This window comes from Streptomyces cinnamoneus (genome assembly GCF_014650495.1).
GTDB classification, from domain to species: domain Bacteria; phylum Actinomycetota; class Actinomycetes; order Streptomycetales; family Streptomycetaceae; genus Streptomyces; species Streptomyces cinnamoneus.
Genome location: NZ_BMVB01000011.1, coordinates 202,663 through 226,199, shown reverse-complemented (window position 1 = coordinate 226,199; position 23,537 = coordinate 202,663). Strand labels below are relative to the sequence as shown.

Sequence of the window (23,537 nt, the reverse complement as noted above, 5' to 3'; positions counted from 1 at the left end):
TTCCGTTCCGTTTCCGGTTCGGATTCCGTTTCCGGCCCCCTGTTGGAGCGGGGTTTTGTTTCGCGCCTTCCGGCGTGTCCACTATGTTAGCGGATTTCCCTTGCGGCTCCTAATCGAGCCGATCGTCGTTCTCTTTTCGGCACACCGAAAGAGAACCCGATTCGGGAAGTCCCTGCAGTAGTGGTTGTTGCCGCCGATCGGTACGCGCTCAGGGCGCTGCCCGTCTCCAGCGGCTTGCCTACGTTAGGGCCTCGCGGCGCCGGAGTCAAGCACCCGCCTGCTGCCTGCCCTTACTCCTGTCCCGCGGCACGTGGGCGCGGTAGGGACTGACCGTCGGGTCGCCGTCCGTCCAGAAGCGCCAGGGGTGGGTCGCGCCCTCGCCGCCGACGCCCGTACGGGGTCCCCTCCGTACCCGGCGGGCCGGGACGGGGGTGCCCTCCAGGACCGACAGCGGGGCGCCGGGGCCGGCGCACACGTCCGTGCCGTTCAGTGCGCGGTCCACGTCGAGGGCCGTGGCGAGGCGCGCCGGTCCCTGGGCCAGCTCGCGGTCGCGGCGGGCCTTCGGGCGGCGCTCGCGGGCGAGGTCGACGCCCTTGATCACCTCGCCGGCCCGGAGCAGCACACCGCTGGCGGTCCCTTCGGGGCCGCAGACGAGGTTCAGGCTGAACCACATGCCGTAGATGAAGTAGACGTAGGCGTGACCGGGAGGCCCGAACATCGATGCGTTCCGCTCCGTGCGGCCGCGGTAGGCGTGGGACCCGGGGTCGGCCTCGCCCGCGTATGCCTCCACCTCGGTGATGCGGAGCTCGATCTGTCCTTCGGGGCTCGTCCGGACGAGGGTGCGGCCGAGGAGCTCGGGGGCGACCTCCAGGACGGGACGGTCGAAGAACTCCCGGGCGAGTGGCATACGGTCAGGCGCGGCAATCATGCCGGTCGAGCGTACTGGAAGGGCCCGGAAGGCGGGTCCGGGGAGGAAGAGCGCAGTGGTTTTCAAGAAGCTCATGGCGAGCCTCGGTGCGGGCGGCGCGTCCGTCGAGACGGTGCTGTTCGAGGAGAACGTGGTCCCGGGTGGCGTGGCGCAGGGTGAGGTGCGCATTCAGGGCGGCACCGTCGCTCAGCAGATCGAGGGGCTCTCCGTGGGTCTGCAGGCCCGGGTCGAGGTGGAGGGCGAGGACGGCGAGTACAAGCAGGACATCGAGTTCACGCGCGTCCAGCTCGGCGGGGCGTTCGAGGTGCAGCCGGGAGCGGTGCACTCGGTGCCGTTCGGGCTGGAGATTCCCTGGGAGACGCCGATCACGACCTTCCTGGGCCGGCACCTGACGGGGATGAGCGTGGGCGTGACGACGCACCTGGCGATCGCCCGTGCCGTGGACTCCGGGGACCTCGATCCGGTGAACGTCCACCCGGTCCCCGCGCAGCAGGCCATTCTCGACGCCTTCGGGCAGCTGGGCTTCTCCTTCAAGAGCGCCGACCTCGAAAAGGGGCACATCAGCGGGACGCGGCAGCGGCTGCCGTTCTACCAGGAGATCGAGTTCCACGCCCCGTCGCAGTACCGGGGGCTGAACGAGGTCGAGCTGTCGTTCGTCGCGGACGGCCGTGAGATGGACGTCGTGCTGGAGATGGACAAGAAGCCGGGGATGTTCGGCTCGGGCAGCGACACCTACCGGTCGTTCACGGTGGACCTGCACGCGTACGCGCAGACCGACTGGGCCGCCTACCTCAACCAGTGGCTCGCCGAGGTCGGCGGGAAGCGCAACTGGTTCTGATCCCCTCCTCCCGGGGAGGGTCGTTTCCCCCGGAGGGTCGTTCCCGGGGAAGGTCGTGGGGCCCCGCGTGGGGCCCCACGGGTCGTTCAGCCCAGCAGCACCGTCAGGGGCGCGTCCTTGCCGGCCCAGAAGTCGACGGCCTCGCCGAGGACGGCCTCTGCCGTGCGGGCGTCGGCCGGGGCGCCCTTGCGGAAGGTGTCCCAGTCCTCCGCCAGCAGCAGGAAGCCGCGGGGGTGGCCGGTCTCCCGCCACCAGGAGAGGTCGGTGAGGCAGTCGGCGAGGGCGTCCCAGTTGTGGCCGAACCAGTCGGGGAAGTCCAGGTCCTCTGCGCAGCGGGCGAGGAAGGCGGCCTTGTCGTGGACGCCGTCGAGCCGTAGCCAGGCCCCCTTCCAGTCGGCGCGGGTGGCGAGCGCCATGACGTCCGAGGGCGCGTCGGTGGGGGGAAGGCGGTAGACGCCGGGGGGTGTGGAGCCCTGGAGGACTGCGGGGAGTCCGGGGGCGGGCAGCGGGCCGGTCATGGGTGCACCACCGCTTCGAAGGTCTGGTAGTGGTCGCTGGTGTAGAAGCGTTCGGCGTGTTCCCCGGTGATGATGCGTCGGGCGCCGCGGTTGCGGGAGCCGGGGGTGGGGACGGTGTACTCGTGGTAGTAGCCGCGGGCCTGCCGGGGGAGGCGGTTCTCGTAGTTGCCGAAGACGGCGCCGTCCTTCTCGTAGGGGAAGGGGCCGCCCTTGGCGATGAGTTCGAGGGTACGGCGGGCCTCGGGGGGCAGCCGGTCCTCGGTGACGGTCTTCATGCCCTTCGCCCAGGAGGGCACCGTGGCGGAGGAGGTCTTCTCCGTTTTCTGGTTTCCCGGGGAGCATGCGGGAAGGAGCAGGAGGGGCAGGGCGGTCAGCAGGACGGTCAGCGCGCGCACGAGGCGGCTCGCCGGTCGTCGGTGTTCCGCTCCGTGCCGTCGCGGTCGCTGTCGTCCTTTTTGTCGAAGTACATGAAGCACACTCCATATGGTCGCAGTCCTCCCCCAGCTGCCGCTGGGAGGTGCCTCCATCCGCCGTGCCCTCGTTAGGCTGGCGCTTTCATCTGTCCGCGCGTACTGGAGGTGTCCCAGTGTCCGACGTGTCCGAGCAGAAGCGACGACCGCTGCCCCACGATTTTCATCCGCCGGTGCCCTCGTTCGCCGTGGTGAGCGATGACGTGGCGCTGGGCGCGAAGCTGAAGGACGATCAGGTGTATGCCGGGGGGAACGTCTCGCCCGAGCTGCGCTGGGACGGCTTCCCCCCGGAGACGAAGAGCTTCGCCGTGACGTGTTTCGACCCGGACGCGCCGACGGGCAGCGGGTTCTGGCACTGGGTGCTGTTCGACATCCCGACGACGGTGACCGAGCTTCCCACCGGTGCCGGCAGCGGTGACATGAAGGGGCTTCCCGAGGGCGCGGTGCATGTGCGCAACGACTACGGGACGCGGGACTTCGGTGGCGCCGCGCCGCCGCCCGGGGACGGGCCGCACCGGTACGTGTTCACGGTGTACGCGGTGGACCAGGAGAAGCTGGGGCCGGATGCGGACGCCACGCCGGCGGTGGTGGGCTTCCACCTGCGCTTCCACGCGCTTGCGCGGGCGCAGCTGATCGGCGAGTACGAGGCGCCGGCCGCGGGCTGACTCCGTACGCCCCGTCAGGCGCGCGTGGGCGACCGGAAATTCCGTTGCGTCCCGCCGCTCCCGGATCGCACAGTGGTGGTGCTTGACCGGCGGCTCCGCATGGCCGTCGGGTGGCGGACACCGCAGTGGCGGGGACGGCGGGGCGCGTGTGCGCCGGCCGTCTGCCGGAGTCCGGCCCGGGTGCCGGGTGGCCGCGTCCGCCGCCGAACGCTCCGGGCCCGTGTGTCCACGGGGGAAGGGCCCGGAGCGTTGCCCCCTTCCGTGCAGCGTCCGCTTCTCGTGGGCTGCCGCTACTTGAGAAGCATCTGGACGATCGCCACGATGCCGACGGCGACGATGACGCCGCGCAGGACGGTGGGCGAGAGGCGGCGGCCGATCCTGGCGCCTATCTGACCGCCGACGGTGGAGCCGACGGCGATGAGCACGACGGCGGTCCAGTCGACGTCGGCGACGAAGACGAAGAAGAGCGCGGCGACGCTGTTGACGACGACGCCGATGACGTTCTTGAGGGCGTTGATGCGCTGGAGTTCGTCGTTGAGCAGGACGCCCATGAGGGAGAGGTACATGACGCCCTGGGCCGCGCCGAAGTAGCCGCCGTAGGCGCTGGCGACGAGCAGTCCGGCGAGGAGGGCGGGGCCGCCGTCGCTGGGGGCCTCGGTGCCGTTGCGCTCGTGGCGGCGGGCGAGGGCGCGGGCGAGCCGGGGCTGCAGGACGACCAGGACGAGGGCGAGGGCGATCAGGGCGGGCACGATCGCGTCGAACGCCTTCGACGGGAGTGCGAGCAGGAGGATCGCGCCGGCCAGGCCGCCGATGAGCCCGACGATGCCGAAGCGGATGACGCGGCGTCGCTGGCCGCGCAGTTCGTGGCGGTAGCCGATGGCGCCGCTGAAGTTGCCCGGTACGAGGCCGAGGGTGTTGGAGACGTTGGCGGTGATCGGGGGCAGTCCGGTGGCGAGGAGCACCGGGAAGGTGAAGAGGGTGCCCGAGCCGACGATGGTGTTGATGGTGCCCGCGCCGACGCCGGCGGCGAGGACCGCGAGTGCTTCCCAGATGGACAAGGCCATCTCCTTCAGGTCAGTGTGTCGCCTCCCCGCCATCAGAGGTCGGGGGGCCGCACTGATCATGCATGAGATGGGTCAAACCTGAACAGGGAAGCGGGCCGTGGGCGGCTCAGTCGATGGTGGGCCGCTCGCGGCGCGGGCTCTCCTTCGCGGGCTTGGTGCCACCGCCTCCGCCGCCGGTCATGGGGCCGAAGTTGCCGACGGCGCCGCTGAGTCCCTTGAGGGCGTCGCCGATCTCGCTGGGCACGATCCAGAGCTTGTTGGCGTCGCCCTCGGCGATCTTCGGGAGCATCTGGAGGTACTGGTAGGCGAGCAGCTTCTCGTCGGCGTCGCCGGCGTGGATGGACTCGAAGACCGTGCGGATCGCCTGGGCCTCGCCCTCGGCACGGAGTGCGGCGGCGCGGGCCTCGCCCTCGGCGCGCAGGATCGCGGACTGCTTCTCGCCCTCGGCCGTGAGGATCTGCGACTGGCGGATGCCCTCGGCGGTGAGGATCGCGGCGCGCTTGTCGCGGTCGGCGCGCATCTGCTTCTCCATCGAGTCCTGGATGGAGGTGGGCGGCTCGATGGCCTTGAGCTCGACGCGGTTGACGCGGATGCCCCACTTGCCGGTGGCCTCGTCCAGGACGCCGCGGAGGGCGGCGTTGATCTCCTCGCGGGAGGTGAGCGTCCGCTCCAGGTCCATGCCGCCGATGATGTTGCGCAGGGTGGTGACGGTGAGCTGCTCGATGGCCTGGATGAAGCTGGAGACCTCGTACGTCGCCGCACGGGCGTCGGTCACCTGGTAGTAGATGACGGTGTCGATGTTGACGACGAGGTTGTCCTGGGTGATGACCGGCTGCGGCGGGAACGGCACGACCTGCTCGCGGAGGTCGATGCGGTTGCGGATGGAGTCGATGAACGGGACGACGATGTTCAGGCCCGCGTTGAGGGTGCGGGTGTAGCGGCCGAAGCGCTCGACGATCGCGGCGCTGGCCTGTGGGATGACCTGCACCGTCTTCATGAGGGCGATGAAGACGAGCACCACCAGGATGATCAGGACGATGATGATCGGTTCCATCGTGGCTCCAGCTCCCCGTGCCGTTGTCGTTGTGGTGATCGGGCCTGTCGTCGATCGCGGCGGTGGCCGCCGGTCGCCGGCGGTTGATCGTCGTGGTGGAGTCTTTCAGAACCCGGTGCCGGCGTGCAGCCGTTGAGGCCGACTCGTCCACATGGCGACGGTTCCGGCCTTCACATCACGACGGCCGTCGCGCCGTCGATCTCGACCACGTCCACGTGCTGCCCCACCTCGTAGGCCCGCTCCTCGTCGAGGGCGCGCGCGGACCAGATCTCCCCGGCCAGCTTGATGCGGCCGCCGCTGCCGTCGACCCGCTCCAGGACGACGGCCTGGCGGCCCCTGAGGGCGTCGATGCCCGACTTGAGCTCGGGCCGGCGGGAACGCTGCCGGTTGGCGATCGGGCGCACGACCGCGATGAGGGCGACGGAGACGACGGCGAAGACCACGACCTGGGCCACCATGCCGCCGTGCAGGGCCGCCGTGATCGCGGCGGCGACGGCGCCGACCGCGAACATGCCGAACTCCGGCATCGCGGTGACGACCAGGGGAATGCCCAGCCCGACGGCGGCCACGAGCCACCACACCCATGTGTCCACATGGTCATGGTAGGGGCGTGGGCCGCCCCGCGGACAGGGCGCCGAGGGGCTCGGATCCGCCCCCCGGCGGTCAGGCCATCGGCAGGCCCTGGGCGGTCCAGCGGTCGCCGCGGCGCTCGACGACCAGGGGCAGGCCGAAGCAGTGGGAGAGGTTGCGGGAGGTGAGTTCGAGCTCCAGGGGGCCCGCCGCGAGCACCTTGCCCTGACGAATCATCAGGACGTGGGTGAAGCCGGGGGCGATCTCCTCGACGTGGTGGGTGACCATGACCATCGAGGGGGCGAGCGGGTCGCGGGCCAGCCGGCCGAGACGGCGCACGAGGTCCTCGCGGCCGCCGAGGTCGAGGCCGGCGGCGGGCTCGTCGAGCATCAGCAGCTCGGGGTCGGTCATCATCGCGCGGGCGATGAGGGTGCGCTTGCGCTCGCCCTCGGAGAGGGTGCCGAACTTGCGGTCCAGGAACTCGGTCATGCCGAGGACGTCGAGGAAGGCGCGGGCGCGCTGCTCGTCGACGGCCTCGTAGTCCTCCTGCCAGGTGGCCGTCATGCCGTAGGCCGCGGTGAGCACGGTCTCCAGGACGGTCTGGCTGCGCGGCAGCTTGTCGGCGAGCGCGATGCCGGCCATGCCGATGCGCGGGCGCAGCTCGAAGACGTCGACGGCGCCGAGCTTCTCACCGAGGATCCGGGCGGTGCCCTTGGTCGGGAAGAGGTAGCTGGAGGCGACATTGAGAAGGGTGGTCTTGCCGGCGCCGTTGGGGCCGAGGATCACCCAGCGCTCGCCCTCCTTGACCGACCAGGAGACCTGGTCCACCAGAGCCCGGCCCTCGCGGACCACGGATACGTCCACCAGTTCCAGCACATCGCTCATGAGCGCGTTGTCTCCCATTGCAGTCGCGTCGTCGCTTGCGCCTGTCGGCGCAGCCCCCAAGGAAAAACCTACGCCACCGGTCATCGGCGCCAGTCCTTAGGCTGGGGGCCATGCTCGATGAACATCGCTCAGGACGGCTCACCGCGTGGGGAAATGCCCTTCTTGCCGGATTTGTCGCCCCGGATGACGCAGCGCACCACATCACCGGACGTGACGCGGTCCACCGTGTCGCCGGTCTGCCCGGCGAGTCGGGTCCGGTGGGACTCACCCTGGCCCTGGGGCGCCTGCGCGCCCTCGGGGCGACGGGGCTGCGCCTGGCGTTGCCGGCCCCCGGGCACCCGCTGGGACTGAGCGGGCCCCCGGAGTTCAACGCGCGCGCCCTGGAGGCCGAGGAAGCGGTGATCGCCCAGGGCGCCGCGCTGGGGCTCGTGCCGGAGGTGTCCGAGGCCGGGCCCGCCGGCGATGTGCACGTGGAGGTGGTCTGGCACTGCCTGCCCGTGCGCGAGGCCGCTCCGGCGGACGTGCCGTCGCTGTCGGAGGCCGAGCGGGAGCTGGCGGAGGCACTGCGGGACGCGACCGAGGTGCTCACCCGGCTGGACGTGGCCGGCTCGGGCCCGGTGGCCGAGGCGGCGCTGGAGGCGTACCGGGCGCGGGCCGAGCGCGGCCGGGAGGTACTCGCGCCGGGGTACCCGCCGCGGGCGGTGCGGGTGCTGGAGCTGGCGCAGCGGGTCGGGGCGCTGATCGCGATCGCGTACGAGCCCGGGGACCGCGAGGGCCGGGAGCACGGCGGCGCGGTGAGCGCCTCGGAGATCGCGGCGCGGGCGGCGGCGTTGCGGCCGGTGGAGCGCACGGCCCGGCGGGCGCAGGTGGCGGCGTACAACGCCATGGTGGAGGAGCGGGGCCGGCGCCGGGACTGACGACACCGGCTCCGGGTACGCGAAGGCCCCGCGGACCGCGGTCCGCGGGGCCTTCCCGCTGTGCGCTCGTACGCCCCCGCAGGGGCGCGGAGCGTCAGTCCTTAGTGACCACCCTCGTGGTGGTGGTGACCACCGTCGTCGTGGTGGCCACCGTCGTCGTGGTGACCGCGGTCGTTCCCACCGTGGTGGTGATGGTGGCTCTCGTGGTGGGTCTCGTGGTGGGTCTCGCGGTGACCGCCGTTGACGCAGGTGTTCCCGAACGTCGGGTTGAGCAGGGCGATGATGTCGATGGTGTTCCCGCAGATGTTGATCGGGATGTCGATCGGCACCTGGATGACATTGCCCGACACGACGCCCGGGGAGCCCTTCGCGACGCCGGAGGCCAGAGCTCCGTCGAAGTCGCCGTCGCTGGCGAAGGCGGGCACGACGGAGGCGCTGACAGCGACACCTGCGGCGGCCAGAGCGAGGGCGGCCTTCTTGGCAGTGTTCATGTGGTGGTCTTCCTTTTGATGACTGACCTGGTCGGGCCCTGCCACGGGCCCTGCACACTGATGAACGCCAACACACCGCCGACGGCACGGTCATCGGCGGTTTTTGCCCTCATTCGGACGATTCATCACCCTCGGATGTCGGCTCCGCCGGAGGCGGAGCCGACCGCACCTCGGGGTGAGGAGGTGCTGATTACTCGTTGACGCAGGTGTTGCCGGCCGCCGTGTTGAACAGGCCGACCACGCTGACGGTGTTGCCGCAGACGTTGACCGGGACCTCGACGGGGACCTGGACGACGTTGCCGGAGACGACGCCGGGCGAGTTCTTCGCCACGCCGTCCGCGCCGTGCCCGCCGTGCGCGGAGGCGGCACCGGCACCGGCGAGGGCGAGACCGCCCACGGCGAGCGTGACAGCAGCGGCCTTCTTCATGTTCTTCACTCTTCCTGTGACCTTCCTGAGTGTTCTGCCAGAGCGTCGCCACGGCCAGCCGCCGCGGTTACGCCATGGAAAACGGGCCAGGGCCATTCGGGTTGCGCCGCCAGGTCGGTTATCACACGACCGCATGAATCTCTGATCAGAACGCGACGTTCCGCAACCGGCCCCGGGACCCCGGTCTCAGGCGCCGATGCCCTGGCGGACGGCCCACAGCGCCGCCTGGGTGCGGTCGGCGAGGTCGAGCTTCATCAGGATGTTCGAGACGTGCGTCTTGACGGTCTTCTCCGACAGCACCAGCGCCCGGGCGATCTCCCGGTTGGAGCGGCCGTCCGCGATCAGGGCGAGCACCTCGCGCTCCCGCTCGGTGAGCGCGTTGCCCCTGCCCTGGCCCCCGCCGCCCGCGTCGTCCTGGGACAGCAGGGCCTCGGCCACCTCCGGCTGCAGCAGGACGTGCCCGGCGTGCACGGACCTGATGGCACCGGCCAGGGCGTCCGGGTCCACGTCCTTGTAGACGTAACCGGCCGCACCGGCCCGCAGGGCGGGGATCACCGTGCGCTGCTCGGTGAAGCTCGTGACGATCAGCACCCGGGCCGGGTTGGCCAGCTCCCGGAGCCTGCGCAGCGCCTCGATGCCGTCCGTGCCGGGCATCTTCACGTCCATGAGGACGACGTCCGGGCGCAGCTCCTCGGCGCGCTCGACGCCCTCGGCGCCGTCGGCGGCCTCCCCCACCACCTCGATGTCGTCCTGGACCTCCAGGAAGGTGCGCAGGCCCCTGCGGACCACCTGGTGGTCGTCCACCAGCAGCACCTTGATCACTCGGTTCTCAGCCACCGGGCACCTCCATTTCGACCGTGGTGCCCTTTCCGGGCTCCGAGACGACGGTGAGTCTGCCGCCGACGCCGCTCGCGCGGTCCCGCATGGACACCAGGCCCAGGTGGCGGCCGGCCCGGCGGACGGCGGAGGGCTTGAAGCCGCACCCGTCGTCGCTCACGCGCAGGGTTGCGCCCTGGCCGCGGCGGGCGAGGGTGACGGTCACGGCTGCGGCGCCGGAGTGGCGCAGGGCGTTGTGCAGGGCCTCCTGCGCCACGCGCAGCAGCGCCTCCTCCTGGGCGGCCGGCAGGGCCCGTACGCCCTGGGCGTCGAAGGTGACGCGGGCGGCGTGGGCGCGGTCGAGGACCTTGATCTGGGTGCGCAGGGTGGCGACGAGGCCGTCCTCGTCGAGGCCGGCGGGGCGCAGCTCCACCACGGCGGCGCTCAGCTCGTCGGCGGCCTCGGCGGCGAGCCGGGCGACCTGGTGCAGTTCGTCCTTGGCGCGGGCGGGGTCGCGGTCGACGAGGGCGGTGGCGGCCTGGGCGGTCAGGCGCAGGGAGAACAGCTTCTGGGAGACGGCGTCGTGCAGCTCGTGGGCGAGGCGGGCGCGCTCGCCGGCGATGGTCAGCTCGCGGCTGCGCTCGTAGAGCCGGGCGTTGGTCAGGGCTATGGCGGCGTGCTGGGCGAGGACGCCGAGGAGCTGCTCGTCCTCGGCGGTGAAGGCGCAGCCGCCGGCCGGCTTGGGGCAGTTCTTGTTGGCGAGGAAGAGGGCCCCGAGGATCTCGTCGCCGTCGGCGACGGGCATGCCGATGAAGTCGCTCATCTCCGGGTGGGCGGCGGGCCAGCCCTCGAAGCGGGGGTCCTGGCGGACGTCGCCGAGGCGCTGCGGGGTGGCCTCCTGGAGCATCGCGGCGAGGATGCCGTGCTGGCGGGGCAGCGGGCCGATGGCCTTCCACTCCTCGTCGTCGATGCCGTCGACGACGAACTGGGCGAAGCCCCCGTGGTCGTCGGGGACGCCGAGGGCCGCGTACTGGGCGTCGAGGAGCTCGCGGGCCGAGACGACGATGGTCTGGAGGACGTCGCGCACCTCCAGGTGCCGGCTCATGGCGAGGAGTGCGGTGCTCACGGCCGTGAGGCCGGAGCGGGGGCCGTTGGTCATGGGATCACCGTACCGAGCGGTGCCCGGCCGGGGATCGGGCCCGGGACGGCCGGGGCTTCGGTCATCGGGCCTAGGCCGGTCGGCCCGTGGGCAGACTCCGGGCATGTCTATACCAATGCAGTGGACGCCCACGCACGGCGAGCCCTACCGGCCCGTGCCCTACCGGCCCGCGCGGATGCCCGCGGCGGAGTCGCTCGCCCGCGCCGCCGAGCTGCGGGAGCGGATGGACGGCCGGCGGACCGTGCGGCAGTTCTCCCCCGACCCGGTGCCGGAGCAGGTGGTGCGGGACGCCGTCGCGTGCGCCGCCACGGCGCCCTCCGGGGCGCACCAGCAGCCGTGGACGTTCATCCTCGTCAAGGACCCCGCGGTGCGGCGGCGTATCCGTCGGGCGGCGGAGGAAGAGGAGCGGATCTCCTACGACGGGCGGCTGGGAGAGGAGTGGCTGGCGGCGCTGCGTCCGCTGGGCACGGACGAGGTCAAGCCGCACCTGACGGACGCCCCGGCGCTGATCGTGGTGTTCCAGCAGCGCTACTGGCTCGGTGAGGGCGGGGAGCGGCGCAAGCACTACTACGTGGACGAGTCGGTGGGCATCGCGGTCGGGATGCTGCTGTCCGCGCTGCACCTGTCGGGGCTGGCGGCGCTGGTGCACACGCCGAGCCCGATGCGGTTCCTGTCGGAGGTGCTGGGCCGGCCGGTGAACGAGAAGGCGTTCGCGGTGATCCCGGTGGGGTATCCGGCCCCCGACTGCGAGGTGCCGGACCTGGTGCGCAAGAGTCTGGATCAGGTGCTGGTGGAGATCTGAGCTCCACCCCCGTCCACGATCGTTTTGCATTGCAAACGCTCCGCACCGGAGCGGCCACACCGGGTGAGCGTCGGGGCTCCCCGGTGTGAGCCCGCTCATGGGACGCACATCACGTACGAAGCCGCCTAGTGGAGCCGTAAAGCGCCCATAAGCCTCCCTCCGAGCAGGGACGGGGCGGTGTGTACGGGACCTTCGTCCCGGGACTCACAACGAAGCGGGGTAGTACGAGACACCTTTGCCACATGTTTTTGCAGCCGCTAACAATTGCCCAGCCGCAGGGCGCCGTCAGATCGACGCGGCGCTTTTTCCGCGCCGATCCGGGCCACTGCGACTCAAGCGATTGGAAGAGGTTCAGCTCAAGATGCGCTCCCCCATCTCCGGTTATAGCCGTCTCACCAAGACCCACAAGTTCTCCGCCGCCGGCATCGCCGCGGCAGGCGTCGCCGCCCTGGCCTTCGCCGTCGTCCCCGGCGGTGCCGCCGACGCCGAGCAGAAGGACGTCGCCGTCAAGCCGGTCGCCTGGAACGCCACCGCCTTCGGGGAGACCCAGCAGGACGAGCTGACCAAGCAGTCGGACAACGCCGCCAAGCAGGCCAAGGCCGACGCCGAGGCCAAGAAGAAGGCCGAAGCCGAGGCCGCCGCCAAGGCCAAGGCCGACAAGGAGCGCGCCGAGAAGGAGGCCGCGAGCCGGTCCCAGGAGCGCAAGCCCGCCCCGGCCGCGCCCGCCGCCCCGGCCGCCCCGGCCGCGCCCGCCAAGAAGACCTACGCCAACAACCTTGACGGCTGGATCAAGGAGGCGCTGGACATCATGAAGGCCAAGGGCATCCCCGGCTCGTACGACGGCATCTACCGCAACATCATGCGGGAGTCGACCGGCAACCCCAACGCCATCAACAACTGGGACTCCAACGCCGCCGCCGGCATCCCGTCCAAGGGCCTGCTCCAGGTGATCGACCCGACCTTCAAGGCGTACCACGTCGACGGCACCTCCTGGAACATCTACGACCCGGTCGCCAACATCACCGCCGCGTGCAACTACGCGTGGAAGGTCTACGGCTCCATGGACAACGTCAACTCGGCGTACTAAGAGAGCTCGTACCGGCCTTTGACCAAGGCTGTGACCAGCACATATGCCGCAGGGCGGCACCCGGGACCGGGTGCCGCCCTGCGGCATATCCATGCATGGCCGACTACTTGCGCATGACCTCGGGCTCGTGGCGGCGCAGCAGGCGGACGACCGCGAAGCCGCACACGACGCCGAGGGCGAGGAGGGCGATCATGTCGATGCCCCACTGGCCGGCGGTGTGCGCCCAGAGCGGGTCGAGGTTCGTCGGGTTGTTCTTGTCCATCGGCGCCATGATGTGCGAGAGGTCCAGCGTGGTGCCGGCACCGGCGATGGCCCAGCGGGCCGGCATCAGCCAGGCGACCTGCTCGACGCCGGGCGCGTCGTACAGCTTGAACAGGATGCCGGTGAACACGACCTGGACGATGGCGAACATGACCAGCAGCGGCATGGTCTTCTCGGCGGTCTTCACCAGGGAGGAGATGACCAGGCCGATCATCATGCAGGTGAAGCCCAGGCCGATGATCACGAGGCAGAGCTCGACGGCCGGGAACTTCTTCAGGATGAGGCCCTGCTCCGGCAGCTTGCGGACCGAGAAGCCGATGGCGCAGGTGAGGACGCCCTGCACCACGGTGATGAAGCTGAGGACGAACACCTTGGACATCAGGTACGCGGACCGGGACAGGCCCACGGCGCGTTCCCGTTCGTAGATGACCCGTTCCTTGATCAGCTCACGGACGGAGTTGGCCGCGCCGGAGAAGCACATGCCGACCGCGAGGATCAGCATGATCGTGCCGGCGTCCTGGTTGAAGTGGCCCTTGCTCGGCGCGCCGAGTCCGAAGTCGGACGGGATCAGGGCGCTCACGCCGCCGAGGACGGCGGGCAGGAGCAGCATCAGGGCGAGGAAGCCGCGGTCGGAGGCGATGACCGAGCTGTAGCGGCGCATCAGCGTCCACAGCTGGGAGCCCCAGCTCTGCGGCACCGACGGGCGGACCATCTGCGGCTGGACGTGCACGGACTGCGGGGCGACGGCGTCGATGTCGGCCGCGTACATCTGGTAGTGCTGCGAGCCCTTCCAGCGGCCCGACCAGTCGTAGTCGCGGTAGTTCTCGAAGGCCGAGAAGACGTCGGCCCAGGTCTCGTAGCCGAAGAAGTTGAGCGCCTCCTCCGGCGGGCCGAAGTAGGCGACCGAGCCGCCGGGGGCCATGACGAGCAGCTTGTCGCACAGGGCGAGCTCGGCGACGGAGTGGGTGACCACCAGGACCGTGCGGCCGTCGTCGGCCAGGCCGCGCAGCAACTGCATGACGTCTCGGTCCATGCCCGGGTCGAGGCCGGAGGTGGGCTCGTCCAGGAAGATCAGCGACGGCTTGGTCAGCAGCTCCAGGGCGACCGAGACGCGCTTGCGCTGGCCGCCGGAGAGGGCGGTGACCTTCTTGTCCTTGTGGATGTCGAGCTTGAGCTCGCGCAGCACCTCGTCGATGCGGGCCTCGCGCTCGGAGGCCGCGGTGTCGCCGGGGAAGCGGAGCTTGGCCGCGTAGCGCAGCGCCTTCCGGACGGTGAGCTCCTTGTGCAGGATGTCGTCCTGCGGGACCAGACCGATGCGCTGGCGCAGTTCGGCGAACTGCTTGTACAGGTTTCGGTTGTCGTAGAGGACGTCGCCCTCGTTGGCGGGCCGGTAGCCGGTGAGCGCCTTGAGCAGGGTGGACTTTCCGGAGCCGGAGGGGCCGATGACGGCGATCAGCGACTTCTCGGGGACGCCGAAGGAGACGTCCTTGAGGATCTGCTTGCCGCCGTCGACCGTGACGGTGAGGTGGCGGGCCGAGAAGGAGACGTCACCGGTGTCGACGAACTCTTCGAGGCGGTCGCCGACCAGCCGGAAGGTGGAGTGACCGACACCGACGATGTCGTTGGGGCCGATGACCTGCTGGCGGACCGGCTGACCGTTGACGTAGGTGCCGTTGTGACTGCCGAGGTCGACGATCTCGAATCCGCCGGCGGTGGCCCGGAACTCGGCGTGGTGCCGGGAGACCTGCAGGTCGGAGACGACCAGCTCGTTGTCCAGCGCACGACCGATGCGCATCACACGGCCGACGGCCATCTGATGGAAGCGGGTCGGGCTTCCGTCGCCGGGGGCGGACGGAGCTCCCGCGCCGCCGCCGGGCGCCTGCGGCGACTGCGCGGCCTGCTGCGGGACGTACGGCTGCTGGGCCTGGGGCTGCTGCCAGGAACCCTGCTGCTGCGGGGGGTGCTGGTACTGCTGCTGCCCGGGCCAGCCCTGGCCGGCGGCCTGCTGGCCGGGCTGCTGGTACTGCTGTCCGGCCTGCTGCTGCAGCGGCGCGGCGAACGCGGTCTGGGCGTTGTAGAGGTCCGCGGCCGGGGCGGCGGGGGCGGCGGCACCGGACAGGTTCAGCCGCGGGCCGTCCGTCGCGTTGCCCAGGTGGACGGCCGAGCCGGGGCCGATCTCCATCTGATGGATCCGCTGGCCCTGCACGTACGTGCCGTTGGTGCTGCCGTGGTCCTCGATGACCCAGCTGCGGCCTCCCCAGCGGAGGGTGGCGTGCCGCCAGGAGACGCGGGCGTCCTCCAGCACCATGTCACCCTGCGGGTCGCGCCCCAGGGTGTACGACCGGGACGGGTCCAGCGTCCAGGTCTGTCCGTTCAATTCCAGTACGAGTTCCGGCACTCCATGCCCCACTATTTGTCCCCCGATGAGCCCCCTGCACGGGGGAGTCTAGGGATGGCGAACATCGGGAGGAACTATTTCAGGCGCAGTCCCCCCACCGAAAGTCGGGAGTGGCGCGGAGGTGTACCGGGCCTGTAACAGGCGCCGTTGACCGATGCGAAACGCGCCCTGACAGTAGTAACCGCCCGTAGATGCGATGGATGTGTACGGATCATGAGCATCCGGGCACGTGGTAGGCATCGGGGGGCCGTGATGACCATGACCAGTGGCAGGCGTGCGGCGCTGGCCGCCGACCTGATCCTTACCGCCATAGCGGCCGTGAGCTGGGCTTTTCTCGCGATGGCCGGGGTCGCGGCGCTGGGATTGCACCTGCTGGGGGCGGATGCGGCGGGCTCGCTGGGCCCGATGACGGCCGCGGTGGTCGTCCTGGCCGTCGGTGGCTCGATCACTCCCTCGGGCTCGGTCGAAGCATTCGGGCTGACGGGCGCGGGGGCGCACACCACCATCGATATCGCGCCACTGGGTGTGAGTCTGACGGGGGCACTGCTGCTCGGCTGGGTCTTCGCCCGGTCCCTGCGCGGCTCGGGTGCGGCCGTGCCGGGCCGTGAGCTCGTCGCGCGGGCGGCTGCGGTGGCCGTCCTGTTCCTGCTGCTGCTCGGCGGGCTCGCCTGGGCGGGGTCGTCGACGGTCACCATCGACGGCGGCGGGCTGGGCCTCGGGAGCCCGGCGGCGTCCGGCGGCAAGGGGCCCGGCCTGGAGATCCCCGGGCTCGGGGACATCGGGGACTTCGGGGGCGGTCTGCCGGACCGCATCGCGGGCCTCGCGGACGCCAAGGCGTCCGTCGGCTTCTCCGTCCGGGCCGGGGCGTCGCTGCTCGGCGGGCTGGTCTGGGTCCTCGCCGTGCTGCTGATCACGCTGCTGGCCGCCCGCCGGGCCCCGCTGCCCCGCCGCTGGCGGGCGGGGCACCGGACGGTCCGTCCGGCGGCCTCGGCCCTGCGTGCCGTGCTGGTGCTGTCCGTCGCGGCCGGCCTGGCGGCGGCGGTGGGGGCGGCCTCGGGGGACGGCCATCCGCGGCGGGTGCTGGGCGCGGCCCTGCTCGGGGCACCGAACGGAGTGTGGCTCGGGGTGCCGCTGGGGCTGTTCGTGCCGCTGCGGGGTACGGCGAGCGGATCACTGCTGCAGGTGCTGCCCCATCCGCTCGACACCCTGCTGCGCGCCGACACCGAGCAGTCGGTGACGGTGGCGCGGCTGGCCGAGCTGGAACCACTGGTGTGGCTGCTGTCCCTGGCGTGTGCCCTGCTGATGCTGACCGCCGGGGTGCTCGCGGCGGCCCGGACGCCCCGGGGCGGGGGGGGACCGGTGGCGTTCGCCGGGCGGTGCGGGCTATGGCTGGGATTGGCCGGGGCGGTGGCCCTGCCGCTGCTGGCGCTGGCGACGCGGGTGGAGGTGGGCGCGAGCCTGTCCGTGCTGGGCGTCGACGCGGTGGGGGCGGGGCTGCAGCTGGGCGGCAGCGTGCCGGGGGCGGCGGCGCTGGGCGCGGTGTGGGGGTTCGGGGCGGGAGCGGCCGGGGCGCTGCTGGCGTGTGCGACGGGGGCGGCCGGGCGGCGGGCGTCGCCCTCCGCACGAGGGGTACGCCCGGATGGACGAACGTACCCGGATCTGGCGTACCTGCCCGGGCCGTACCGTCCGTCGCCGGGTTACCGGGCCGCGCACGAGGAGACCAATCCGTATCTGCGGCCGCCGGGAGCGGCGGGGCCGGCCGGGGGCGACCCCTTCAGCGCACCCACGCAGACGAGCCGTGGCCCGGTGCCGCCGCCGCGGCGGCCACGGGGGCCCTCCGGGTACCGCTACGGCTCCTCGCCGGTGCCGCCGCCGGACGAACCACCGCCCGCGCCGGGGGGCCGGCGGTAGGTGGTTGCCCAGGACACATGTACGGACGGGGCGCGGGGACCGCTACCGTAGGACCACCATGAGCGCATCGCAGACCCCGCCTGTCACCGCTGCCACCGGCGACGATGTCCCGACCCTCCTCGTCAAGATCTTCGGGAAGGACCGGCCGGGCATCACCGCCGGGCTCTTCGACACCCTCGCCGCCTACGCCGTGGACGTCATAGACATCGAGCAGATCGTCACGCGAGGCCGGATCACGCTGTGCGCGCTCGTCACCGCGCCCGCCGGCGGCGCCGTGACCGAGGGCGAGCTGCGGGCCACCGTGCACAGCTGGGCCGACTCGATGCACCTGCAGACCGAGATCATCTCGGGCCGGGGCGACAACCGGCCCCGCGGCACGGGACGTTCCCACGTCACGGTGCTCGGGCACCCGCTGACGGCCGAGTCGACGGCGGCCATCGCCGCGTGCATCACCGACACCGGCGGCAACATCGACCGCATCTTCCGGCTCGCCAAGTACCCGGTGACGGCGGTGGAGTTCGCCGTCTCGGGCACGGAGACGGAGAAGCTGCGCACGGCACTGGCCATCGAGTCGGCGGCCCTGGGCGTGGACGTGGCCGTCGTGGCGGCCGGTCTGCAGCGGCGGGCGCAGCGGCTGGTCGTGATGGACGTGGACTCCACGCTCATCCAGGACGAGGTCATCGAGCTGTTCGCGGCCCATGCGGGCTGTGAGGCCGAGGTGGCCGAGGTGACCGCGCGGGCGATGCGGGGCGAGCTGGACTTCGAGGCGTCGCTGCACGAGCGGGTGGCGCTGCTGGCGGGGCTCGACGCGTCGGTGGTGGAGAAGGTGCGGGCCGAGGTGCGGCTGACGCCGGGCGCCCGGACCCTGATCAGGACGCTGAAGCGGCTGGGCTTCCAGGTGGGCGTGGTCTCGGGCGGCTTCACGCAGGTGACGGACGATCTGCGGGAGCGGCTGGGGCTGGACTTCGCGTCGGCGAACACGCTGGAGATAGTCGACGGGAAGCTGACCGGCCGGGTCACCGGGGAGATCGTGGACCGGGCGGGCAAGGCCCGGCTGCTGCGCCGGTTCGCGGCGGAGGCCGGGGTGCCGCTGGCGCAGACGGTGGCGGTCGGCGACGGCGCCAACGACCTGGACATGCTCAACGCCGCGGGGTTGGGCGTCGCGTTCAACGCCAAGCCCGTGGTGCGGGAGGCCGCGCACACCGCGGTGAACGTGCCGTTCCTGGACACCGTGCTGTACCTGCTGGGCGTCACGCGCGAAGAGGTCGAGGCAGCCAACACCCACGAGTGAGCGCCCGGGAGCGCCCGCGAGTGTCCGGGAGGGGGACGGACCGACGGGCCGCCCGTCCCCGCCGGCGGTCAGGCGTGCGGGGCCCAGAACGCGACGAGCCTGCCCACGCCGTGCTCCACGGCCTTCCAGGAGCCGGTGAAGGTGAGCACCGCAATGGCGGACGTCGGGAAGCCGGAACGGTTCATCCGGGGCAGCAGATCGCCGTCCGACTCGCCCGCGAGGGCGTCGGCCAGGGCGTGCATCCCGGGGTTGTGCCCGATGAGCACCAGGTCGGACACCTCGTCCGAGACCTCGTTGACCAGCGCGATCAGCTCGCCGAGGGATGCCTCGTACATCCGCTCCTCGTAGACCGTCCGGGGACGCTCGGGCAGCTCGGGAACGGCGAGCTTCCAGGTCTCCCGGGTGCGGGCGGAGGTCGAGCAGAGGGCCAGGTCGGGGGTGACGCCGGAACCGGCGAGCCAGCGGCCGGCGACCGGGGCGTCCTTGCGCCCGCGGTCCGCGAGGGGCCGCTCGTGGTCGTCCACGTCGGACCATTCGGCCTTGGCGTGCCGGAGGATGACGATCCTGCGGGTCGGGTCGGAGCTCATGCCGTCCAGCTTCGCATGAAACGCACGGCGAGGCGCGGGGTGTTGGCAGGCTTGACCCCGGCGGGTGGCGCTCCCGCGCATGCGGGTGCTCATGGCGCCAGACGCCCGGCGGAATGCTGCACGAACTGCACCACCCGCGCCATCGGCCCGCTGCCGGCCTGAGTGCTGCCGTCCGCCTGGGCGGGCGACGACAGCAGGGAGAACAGCGCCACGAACGCGGCCGCGGGCAGCGCCCATGCCCACCACGGCAGCCTGGTCTGCGGCCCGGCCGGGGTGCGGGCGGGGGTCTGGAGCTGCTTTCCGGCGGACATCGGGATCGCCTCCGAGGCTTCGGTGCACCGCGCCGTCGCGGTGTACTACGAACCTACGGAGAGCGGACCGCGCCGCCCATCCGGTAACCCACCCACTCGTCCCTGACCCTGACCCCCTAGGGGATGGTGGGGACAACCCCACCACGGCCCTGCGCGGGGGCGACCCCGGGGCACGGGCTCAGCGAGCACGGGCTCAGGGGCGCGCGCTCAACGGCGCGGGCTCAGGCTCAAGGCGAGGCGATCGTGGCGATCACGGCGATGACGACGGTGATGCCGAGCATCACGCCGAGGATGGTCAGCAGGGCCTTCTGGCCGTTCTTGGGGTTCTCTTCCAGCACGGGCATGGGGACAGTCTCCCACCACCGCCCGGGCCGCCCTCACCCGGGCGTATGGGTCACCCAGGCGCGGCGTATCTCCAGCCAGCAGCGCTGGGTGAGCGAGACGTGCTGGGCCGGCCCGACGGCGACGGGGGCGGTGTCCATGGCCGGGTCCCACCAGCGGGCGCAGACGAGGTGCAGCTGGACGCGGTCGGTGGTCGCGTTGGGGTTGAAGCAGTCGGTGACGGCGCGGGAGCCGTGGACGCGGGTGTGGCACTCGGCTTCGCGCGGCGGCTCGGGCGCCCCGCGGCCGGAGAGCCCGGCGGCGGACGCCGGCGCGGCGGAGAGAGCGGCGGTCGCCAGCAGCAGCGCCGCCGTACGGCATATCGGGGAGCGCATGACCCGCACCTCCTCCCTGCCCCCAGTGTGCGGTCGGCCCGCGCACCGCACGACCCGGGAAACGCGCGATGCCCGCCCCGGGGGTCCGGGACGGGCATCGCGACGCCGCGGCGGGGCCGGGCGTCAGGCGTCAGGCGTCAGGCGTCAGGCGTCAGGCGCCCATCATGTGTACGCCACCGTCGACGTGCACGATCTCGCCCGTGGTGCGGGGGAAGAAGTCCGACAGCAGGCCGACGACACCGCGGCCGGCCGGCTCCGGGTCGGTCAGGTCCCAGCCGATGGGGGCGCGGTGGTTCCACACGTCCGCGAGCTCCTCGAAGCCCGGGATGGACTTGGCGGCCATCGACTTGAGAGGGCCGGCGGAGACCAGGTTGCAGCGGATGCCCTTGGGGCCGAGGTCGCGGGCCAGGTAGCGGTTGGTCGACTCCAGGGCGGCCTTGGCCACGCCCATCCAGTCGTACTTCGGCCAGGCGATCTGCGCGTCGAAGGTGAGGCCGACGACCGAGCCGCCCTCGCGCATCAGCGGCAGCAGCGCCATGGTCAGCGACTTGTAGGAGTACGCCGAGACCTGGACGGCCGTGGAGACGTCCTCCCAGGTGCCCTCCAGGAAGTTGAAGGCGCCCTGCGGACCGAAGGCGATGGAGTGCACGATGCCGTCCAGGGGGACGTCCTCGCCCAGGTGCTCGCGCACCTTGTCGGCGAGCCCGTCGAGGTGCTCCTGGTTGGTCACGTCCAGCTCGATGACCGGCGCCGGCTTGGGCAGCCGCTTGGCGATGCGCTCGACGAGCGAGAGCCGGCCGAAGCCGGTGAGGATGACCTCGGCGCCCTCGTTCTGGGCGACCTTGGCCGCCTGGAAGGCGATCGACGACTCGGTGAGGACACCCGTGACGAGGATGCGCTTGCCTGCGAGGATTCCACTCATGGCGATCAGTGACCCATTCCCATTCCGCCGTCGACAGGAATGACGGCTCCGGTGATGTATGCGGCGTCCTCGGAGGCGAGGAAGCGGACCGAGGCGGCGATCTCCTCGGGCTGCGCGTAGCGGCCCAGCGGGACGTTGCCGACGATTCCCGCGCGCTGCTCGTCGGTGAGCACGCGGGTCATGTCGGTGTCCACGAAGCCGGGCGCGACGACGTTGACGGTGATGTTGCGGGAGCCCAGCTCGCGGGCGAGCGAACGGGCGAAGCCGACGAGGCCGGCCTTGGAGGCGGCGTAGTTCGCCTGGCCGGGCGAGCCCATCAGGCCGACGACCGAGGAGATCAGCACCACGCGGCCCTTGCGGGCGCGCAGCATCCCCTTCGAGGCGCGCTTGACGACCCGGAAGGTGCCGGTGAGGTTGGTCTCCACCACCGAGGTGAAGTCCTCCTCGGACATGCGCAGCAGCAGCTGGTCACGGGTGACGCCGGCGTTGGCCACCAGCACCTCGACCGCGCCGTGCTTCTCCTCGATCTCCTTGTACGCCTGCTCGACCTGCTCCGAGTCCGTGATGTCGCACTTCACGGCGAGGAAGCCGGCGGGCGGCTCGCCCGAGCGGTAGGTGATGGCGACCTTGTCGCCCGCCTCGGCGAACGCGTGGGCGATAGCGAGGCCGATGCCCCGGTTTCCTCCGGTGACGAGAACCGAGCGGCTCAAAGGATCACCCTTCCGTTTTAGGTGGTGCTGGATACACCGAACGTATCGGTAGTGGTCACCGAAGAGACAATCGAGCTGCGACAGGGGCGACCCGCAGTCACTGTTGGATCTCTACAGAAGCAGGTCCGGAACGGTCCGGCGACCGCCCGGGGAGGGCATGCTTCACTGCGGACACAGACCGAGAGGGAGAGTGGACCGTGCCGCATGAGATCGATCCGTCATTCCTGGCGCTGCCCTTGCGCCAACTGGCCGACGCGGCCCTCGCCCGGGCGCGGGCCCTGGGGGCCGCGCACGCGGACTTCCGCTTCGAGCGGGTGCGCAGCGCGTCCTGGCGGCTGCGGGACGCCCGGCCGGCGGGTTCGTCGGACGCCACGGACCTGGGGTACGCGGTCCGGGTCGTGCACGGCGGCACGTGGGGGTTCGCCTCGGGGGTGGACCTGACGATGGACGCCGCTGCCCGGGTGGCGTCCCAGGCGGTGGCGATGGCGAAGCTGTCGGCCAAGGTGATCGCCGCTGCCGGGTCCGACGAGAGGGTGGAGCTGGCCGAGGAGGCGGTGCACGCGGACCGGACGTGGGTGTCGTCGTACGCCGTCGACCCGTTCACGGTGCCGGACGCCGAGAAGACGGGGCTGCTCGGCGAGTGGAGCGAGCGGCTGCTGGGCGCGGAGGGCGTGGCGCACGTGGACGCGTCCCTGACGACGGTCCACGAGAACAAGTTCTACGCGGACTCGGCGGGGACGACGACCACACAGCAGCGCGTCCGGCTGCATCCGCAGCTGACGGCGTTCGCGGTGGACGAGTCGACGGGCGGCTTCGACTCGATGCGCACCCTCGCCCCGCCGGTGGGGCGCGGCTGGGAGTACCTGACGGGCGCCGACGGCGCCTGGGACTGGGACGCGGAGCTGGCGGAGATCCCCTCGCTGCTGGCCGGGAAGATGCGGGCGCCGAGCGTGTCGGCGGGCTCGTACGACCTGGTGGTGGACCCCTCCAACCTGTGGCTGACGATCCATGAGTCCATCGGCCACGCCACCGAGCTGGACCGGGCGCTGGGCTACGAGGCCGCGTACGCGGGCACCTCGTTCGCGACGCCCGATCTGCTGGGTTCGCTGAAGTACGGCTCGAAGATCATGAACGTGACCGGCGACCGGACCGCCGAGCACGGCCTGGCGACCGTCGGCTTCGACGACGAGGGCGTGGCCGCCCAGTCCTGGGACCTCGTCCGGGACGGCGTGCTCGTCGGCTACCAGACCGACCGCCGGATCGCCCGCCTGACCGGCCTGGGCCGCTCCAACGGCTGCGCGTACGCCGACTCGCCCTCGCACGTGCCCGTGCAGCGGATGGCGAACGTCTCCCTGCAGCCGGCGCCGGACGGCCCGTCGACCGAGGAACTGATCTCGGGCGTGGACGACGGCATCTACGTGGTCGGCGACCGCTCGTGGTCGATCGACATGCAGCGCTACAACTTCCAGTTCACGCAGCAGAGGGCATACGCGATCAAGAACGGACGGCTTGCGGGCCAGCTCCGGGACGTTGCCTACCAGGGGATCACCCCCGAGTTCTGGGGCTCCATGGAGGCGGTCGGCGGACCCGGCACCTACGTCCTCGGAGGCGCCTTCAACTGCGGAAAGGCCCAGCCGGGGCAGGTCGCGGCGGTGTCGCACGGGTGCCCGTCGGCGCTGTTCCGGGGCGTCAACATTCTGAACACCACGGCCGAGGCGGGGGGCGCCTGAGGGTTCTGC

26 protein-coding genes are annotated in these 23,537 nt (G+C 71.5%); 8 read left to right on the top strand and 18 right to left on the bottom strand.

Features of this window, described 5'->3' with window-relative positions; all coding sequences use genetic code 11:
• Positions 1 to 265: 265 nt before the first annotated feature.
• Positions 266 to 928, bottom strand: coding sequence for a DNA-3-methyladenine glycosylase (locus tag IE182_RS18435; protein WP_190110943.1), 663 nt, complete (start codon positions 926 to 928; stop codon positions 266 to 268).
• Between the two features lie 55 nt (positions 929 to 983).
• Between IE182_RS18435 and IE182_RS18430 the strand changes: the two genes are divergently transcribed.
• Positions 984 to 1,766: a sporulation protein gene (locus tag IE182_RS18430; protein WP_190110942.1), complete on the top strand. Its 783-nt coding sequence runs from the start codon at positions 984 to 986 to the stop codon at positions 1,764 to 1,766.
• Between the two features lie 86 nt (positions 1,767 to 1,852).
• On the opposite strand, the gene IE182_RS18425 is transcribed toward IE182_RS18430, so the two are convergent.
• Both IE182_RS18425 and IE182_RS18420 read right to left on the bottom strand, forming a co-directional pair.
• The gene (locus IE182_RS18425) at positions 1,853 to 2,284 is read right to left on the bottom strand and encodes a barstar family protein (RefSeq protein WP_190110941.1); all 432 of its coding nucleotides are present in this window, start codon (positions 2,282 to 2,284) and stop codon (positions 1,853 to 1,855) included.
• Positions 2,281 to 2,679 carry a guanyl-specific ribonuclease gene (locus IE182_RS18420; protein ID WP_229844912.1) on the bottom strand — a complete coding sequence of 133 codons (399 nt, stop codon included), beginning with the start codon at positions 2,677 to 2,679 and terminating at the stop codon, positions 2,281 to 2,283. Before IE182_RS18420 ends, IE182_RS18425 begins: the two co-directional genes overlap by 4 nt.
• A gap of 200 nt (positions 2,680 to 2,879) precedes the next feature.
• On the opposite strand from IE182_RS18420, the gene IE182_RS18415 reads away from it, so the two are divergent.
• Positions 2,880 to 3,419, top strand: a complete 540-nt coding sequence (locus tag IE182_RS18415; protein WP_190110965.1) for a YbhB/YbcL family Raf kinase inhibitor-like protein — start codon at positions 2,880 to 2,882, stop codon at positions 3,417 to 3,419.
• A gap of 290 nt (positions 3,420 to 3,709) precedes the next feature.
• On the opposite strand, the gene IE182_RS18410 is transcribed toward IE182_RS18415, so the two are convergent.
• From IE182_RS18410 to IE182_RS18395, 4 genes are all read right to left on the bottom strand, one after another.
• Positions 3,710 to 4,483, bottom strand: coding sequence for a sulfite exporter TauE/SafE family protein (locus IE182_RS18410; protein WP_190110939.1), 774 nt, complete (start codon positions 4,481 to 4,483; stop codon positions 3,710 to 3,712).
• A 106-nt stretch (positions 4,484 to 4,589) separates the two neighbouring features.
• The gene (locus IE182_RS18405; RefSeq protein WP_190110938.1) at positions 4,590 to 5,537 is read right to left on the bottom strand and encodes an SPFH domain-containing protein; all 948 of its coding nucleotides are present in this window, start codon (positions 5,535 to 5,537) and stop codon (positions 4,590 to 4,592) included.
• Positions 5,538 to 5,707: 170 nt separating this feature from the next.
• On the bottom strand, positions 5,708 to 6,130 hold the full coding sequence (locus IE182_RS18400) for an NfeD family protein (RefSeq protein ID WP_190110937.1): 423 nt from the start codon (positions 6,128 to 6,130) through the stop codon (positions 5,708 to 5,710).
• A 70-nt stretch (positions 6,131 to 6,200) separates the two neighbouring features.
• Positions 6,201 to 7,010 carry an ABC transporter ATP-binding protein gene (locus tag IE182_RS18395; protein WP_190110936.1) on the bottom strand — a complete coding sequence of 270 codons (810 nt, stop codon included), beginning with the start codon at positions 7,008 to 7,010 and terminating at the stop codon, positions 6,201 to 6,203.
• Between the two features lie 92 nt (positions 7,011 to 7,102).
• Between IE182_RS18395 and IE182_RS18390 the strand changes: the two genes are divergently transcribed.
• Positions 7,103 to 7,909 (top strand): Rv1486c family protein, encoded by an 807-nt coding sequence (locus tag IE182_RS18390; protein WP_190110935.1) that lies wholly within the window; start codon positions 7,103 to 7,105, stop codon positions 7,907 to 7,909.
• Between the two features lie 101 nt (positions 7,910 to 8,010).
• Here IE182_RS18390 and IE182_RS32630 read toward each other — a convergent pair whose 3' ends face one another.
• The 4 genes from IE182_RS32630 to IE182_RS18370 form a co-directional block, all read right to left on the bottom strand.
• Positions 8,011 to 8,400: a chaplin gene (locus IE182_RS32630; protein WP_190110934.1), complete on the bottom strand. Its 390-nt coding sequence runs from the start codon at positions 8,398 to 8,400 to the stop codon at positions 8,011 to 8,013.
• Between the two features lie 190 nt (positions 8,401 to 8,590).
• Positions 8,591 to 8,836 carry a chaplin family protein gene (locus IE182_RS18380; protein ID WP_229844911.1) on the bottom strand — a complete coding sequence of 82 codons (246 nt, stop codon included), beginning with the start codon at positions 8,834 to 8,836 and terminating at the stop codon, positions 8,591 to 8,593.
• A gap of 177 nt (positions 8,837 to 9,013) precedes the next feature.
• Complete coding sequence (locus IE182_RS18375; protein WP_308432125.1) at positions 9,014 to 9,664, bottom strand: response regulator; 651 nt, start codon at positions 9,662 to 9,664, stop codon at positions 9,014 to 9,016.
• Positions 9,657 to 10,802 carry a GAF domain-containing sensor histidine kinase gene (locus IE182_RS18370; protein ID WP_190110932.1) on the bottom strand — a complete coding sequence of 382 codons (1,146 nt, stop codon included), beginning with the start codon at positions 10,800 to 10,802 and terminating at the stop codon, positions 9,657 to 9,659. The genes IE182_RS18375 and IE182_RS18370 overlap by 8 nt, the downstream gene beginning before the upstream one ends.
• 103 nt (positions 10,803 to 10,905) lie before the next feature.
• On the opposite strand from IE182_RS18370, the gene IE182_RS18365 reads away from it, so the two are divergent.
• Positions 10,906 to 11,604: a nitroreductase family protein gene (locus tag IE182_RS18365; protein WP_190110931.1), complete on the top strand. Its 699-nt coding sequence runs from the start codon at positions 10,906 to 10,908 to the stop codon at positions 11,602 to 11,604.
• A gap of 361 nt (positions 11,605 to 11,965) precedes the next feature.
• Positions 11,966 to 12,691, top strand: coding sequence for a transglycosylase SLT domain-containing protein (locus tag IE182_RS18360; protein ID WP_190110930.1), 726 nt, complete (start codon positions 11,966 to 11,968; stop codon positions 12,689 to 12,691).
• Between the two features lie 103 nt (positions 12,692 to 12,794).
• Here the strand turns inward: IE182_RS18360 and IE182_RS18355 are convergent, their stop codons facing one another.
• Positions 12,795 to 15,362, bottom strand: a complete 2,568-nt coding sequence (locus IE182_RS18355; protein ID WP_190110929.1) for an ABC transporter ATP-binding protein/permease — start codon at positions 15,360 to 15,362, stop codon at positions 12,795 to 12,797.
• A gap of 240 nt (positions 15,363 to 15,602) precedes the next feature.
• Here IE182_RS18355 and IE182_RS18350 point away from each other — a divergent pair, with 240 nt between their 5' ends.
• The gene (locus IE182_RS18350) at positions 15,603 to 17,261 is read left to right on the top strand and encodes a streptophobe family protein (protein WP_190110928.1); all 1,659 of its coding nucleotides are present in this window, start codon (positions 15,603 to 15,605) and stop codon (positions 17,259 to 17,261) included.
• A 58-nt stretch (positions 17,262 to 17,319) separates the two neighbouring features.
• A complete protein-coding gene (gene serB / locus IE182_RS18345; protein WP_190110927.1) occupies positions 17,320 to 18,552 on the top strand; it encodes a phosphoserine phosphatase SerB in 1,233 nt (410 codons plus the stop codon).
• 68 nt (positions 18,553 to 18,620) lie between these two features.
• Here the strand turns inward: serB and IE182_RS18340 are convergent, their stop codons facing one another.
• The 6 genes from IE182_RS18340 to fabG form a co-directional block, all read right to left on the bottom strand.
• The gene (locus IE182_RS18340; protein WP_190110926.1) at positions 18,621 to 19,139 is read right to left on the bottom strand and encodes a SixA phosphatase family protein; all 519 of its coding nucleotides are present in this window, start codon (positions 19,137 to 19,139) and stop codon (positions 18,621 to 18,623) included.
• 89 nt (positions 19,140 to 19,228) lie between these two features.
• Positions 19,229 to 19,450 carry a hypothetical protein gene (locus IE182_RS18335; RefSeq protein ID WP_190110925.1) on the bottom strand — a complete coding sequence of 74 codons (222 nt, stop codon included), beginning with the start codon at positions 19,448 to 19,450 and terminating at the stop codon, positions 19,229 to 19,231.
• 227 nt (positions 19,451 to 19,677) lie between these two features.
• The gene (locus IE182_RS32480; protein ID WP_263869375.1) at positions 19,678 to 19,794 is read right to left on the bottom strand and encodes an SGM_5486 family transporter-associated protein; all 117 of its coding nucleotides are present in this window, start codon (positions 19,792 to 19,794) and stop codon (positions 19,678 to 19,680) included.
• Positions 19,795 to 19,827: 33 nt separating this feature from the next.
• A complete protein-coding gene (locus IE182_RS18330; protein WP_190110924.1) occupies positions 19,828 to 20,166 on the bottom strand; it encodes a hypothetical protein in 339 nt (112 codons plus the stop codon).
• A 151-nt stretch (positions 20,167 to 20,317) separates the two neighbouring features.
• Positions 20,318 to 21,088: an enoyl-ACP reductase FabI gene (fabI, locus tag IE182_RS18325; protein ID WP_190110923.1), complete on the bottom strand. Its 771-nt coding sequence runs from the start codon at positions 21,086 to 21,088 to the stop codon at positions 20,318 to 20,320.
• A 5-nt stretch (positions 21,089 to 21,093) separates the two neighbouring features.
• Complete coding sequence (gene fabG / locus IE182_RS18320; protein WP_190110922.1) at positions 21,094 to 21,798, bottom strand: 3-oxoacyl-[acyl-carrier-protein] reductase; 705 nt, start codon at positions 21,796 to 21,798, stop codon at positions 21,094 to 21,096.
• A gap of 197 nt (positions 21,799 to 21,995) precedes the next feature.
• On the opposite strand from fabG, the gene IE182_RS18315 reads away from it, so the two are divergent.
• Complete coding sequence (locus tag IE182_RS18315) at positions 21,996 to 23,528, top strand: TldD/PmbA family protein (protein WP_190110921.1); 1,533 nt, start codon at positions 21,996 to 21,998, stop codon at positions 23,526 to 23,528.
• Positions 23,529 to 23,537: the final 9 nt, after the last annotated feature.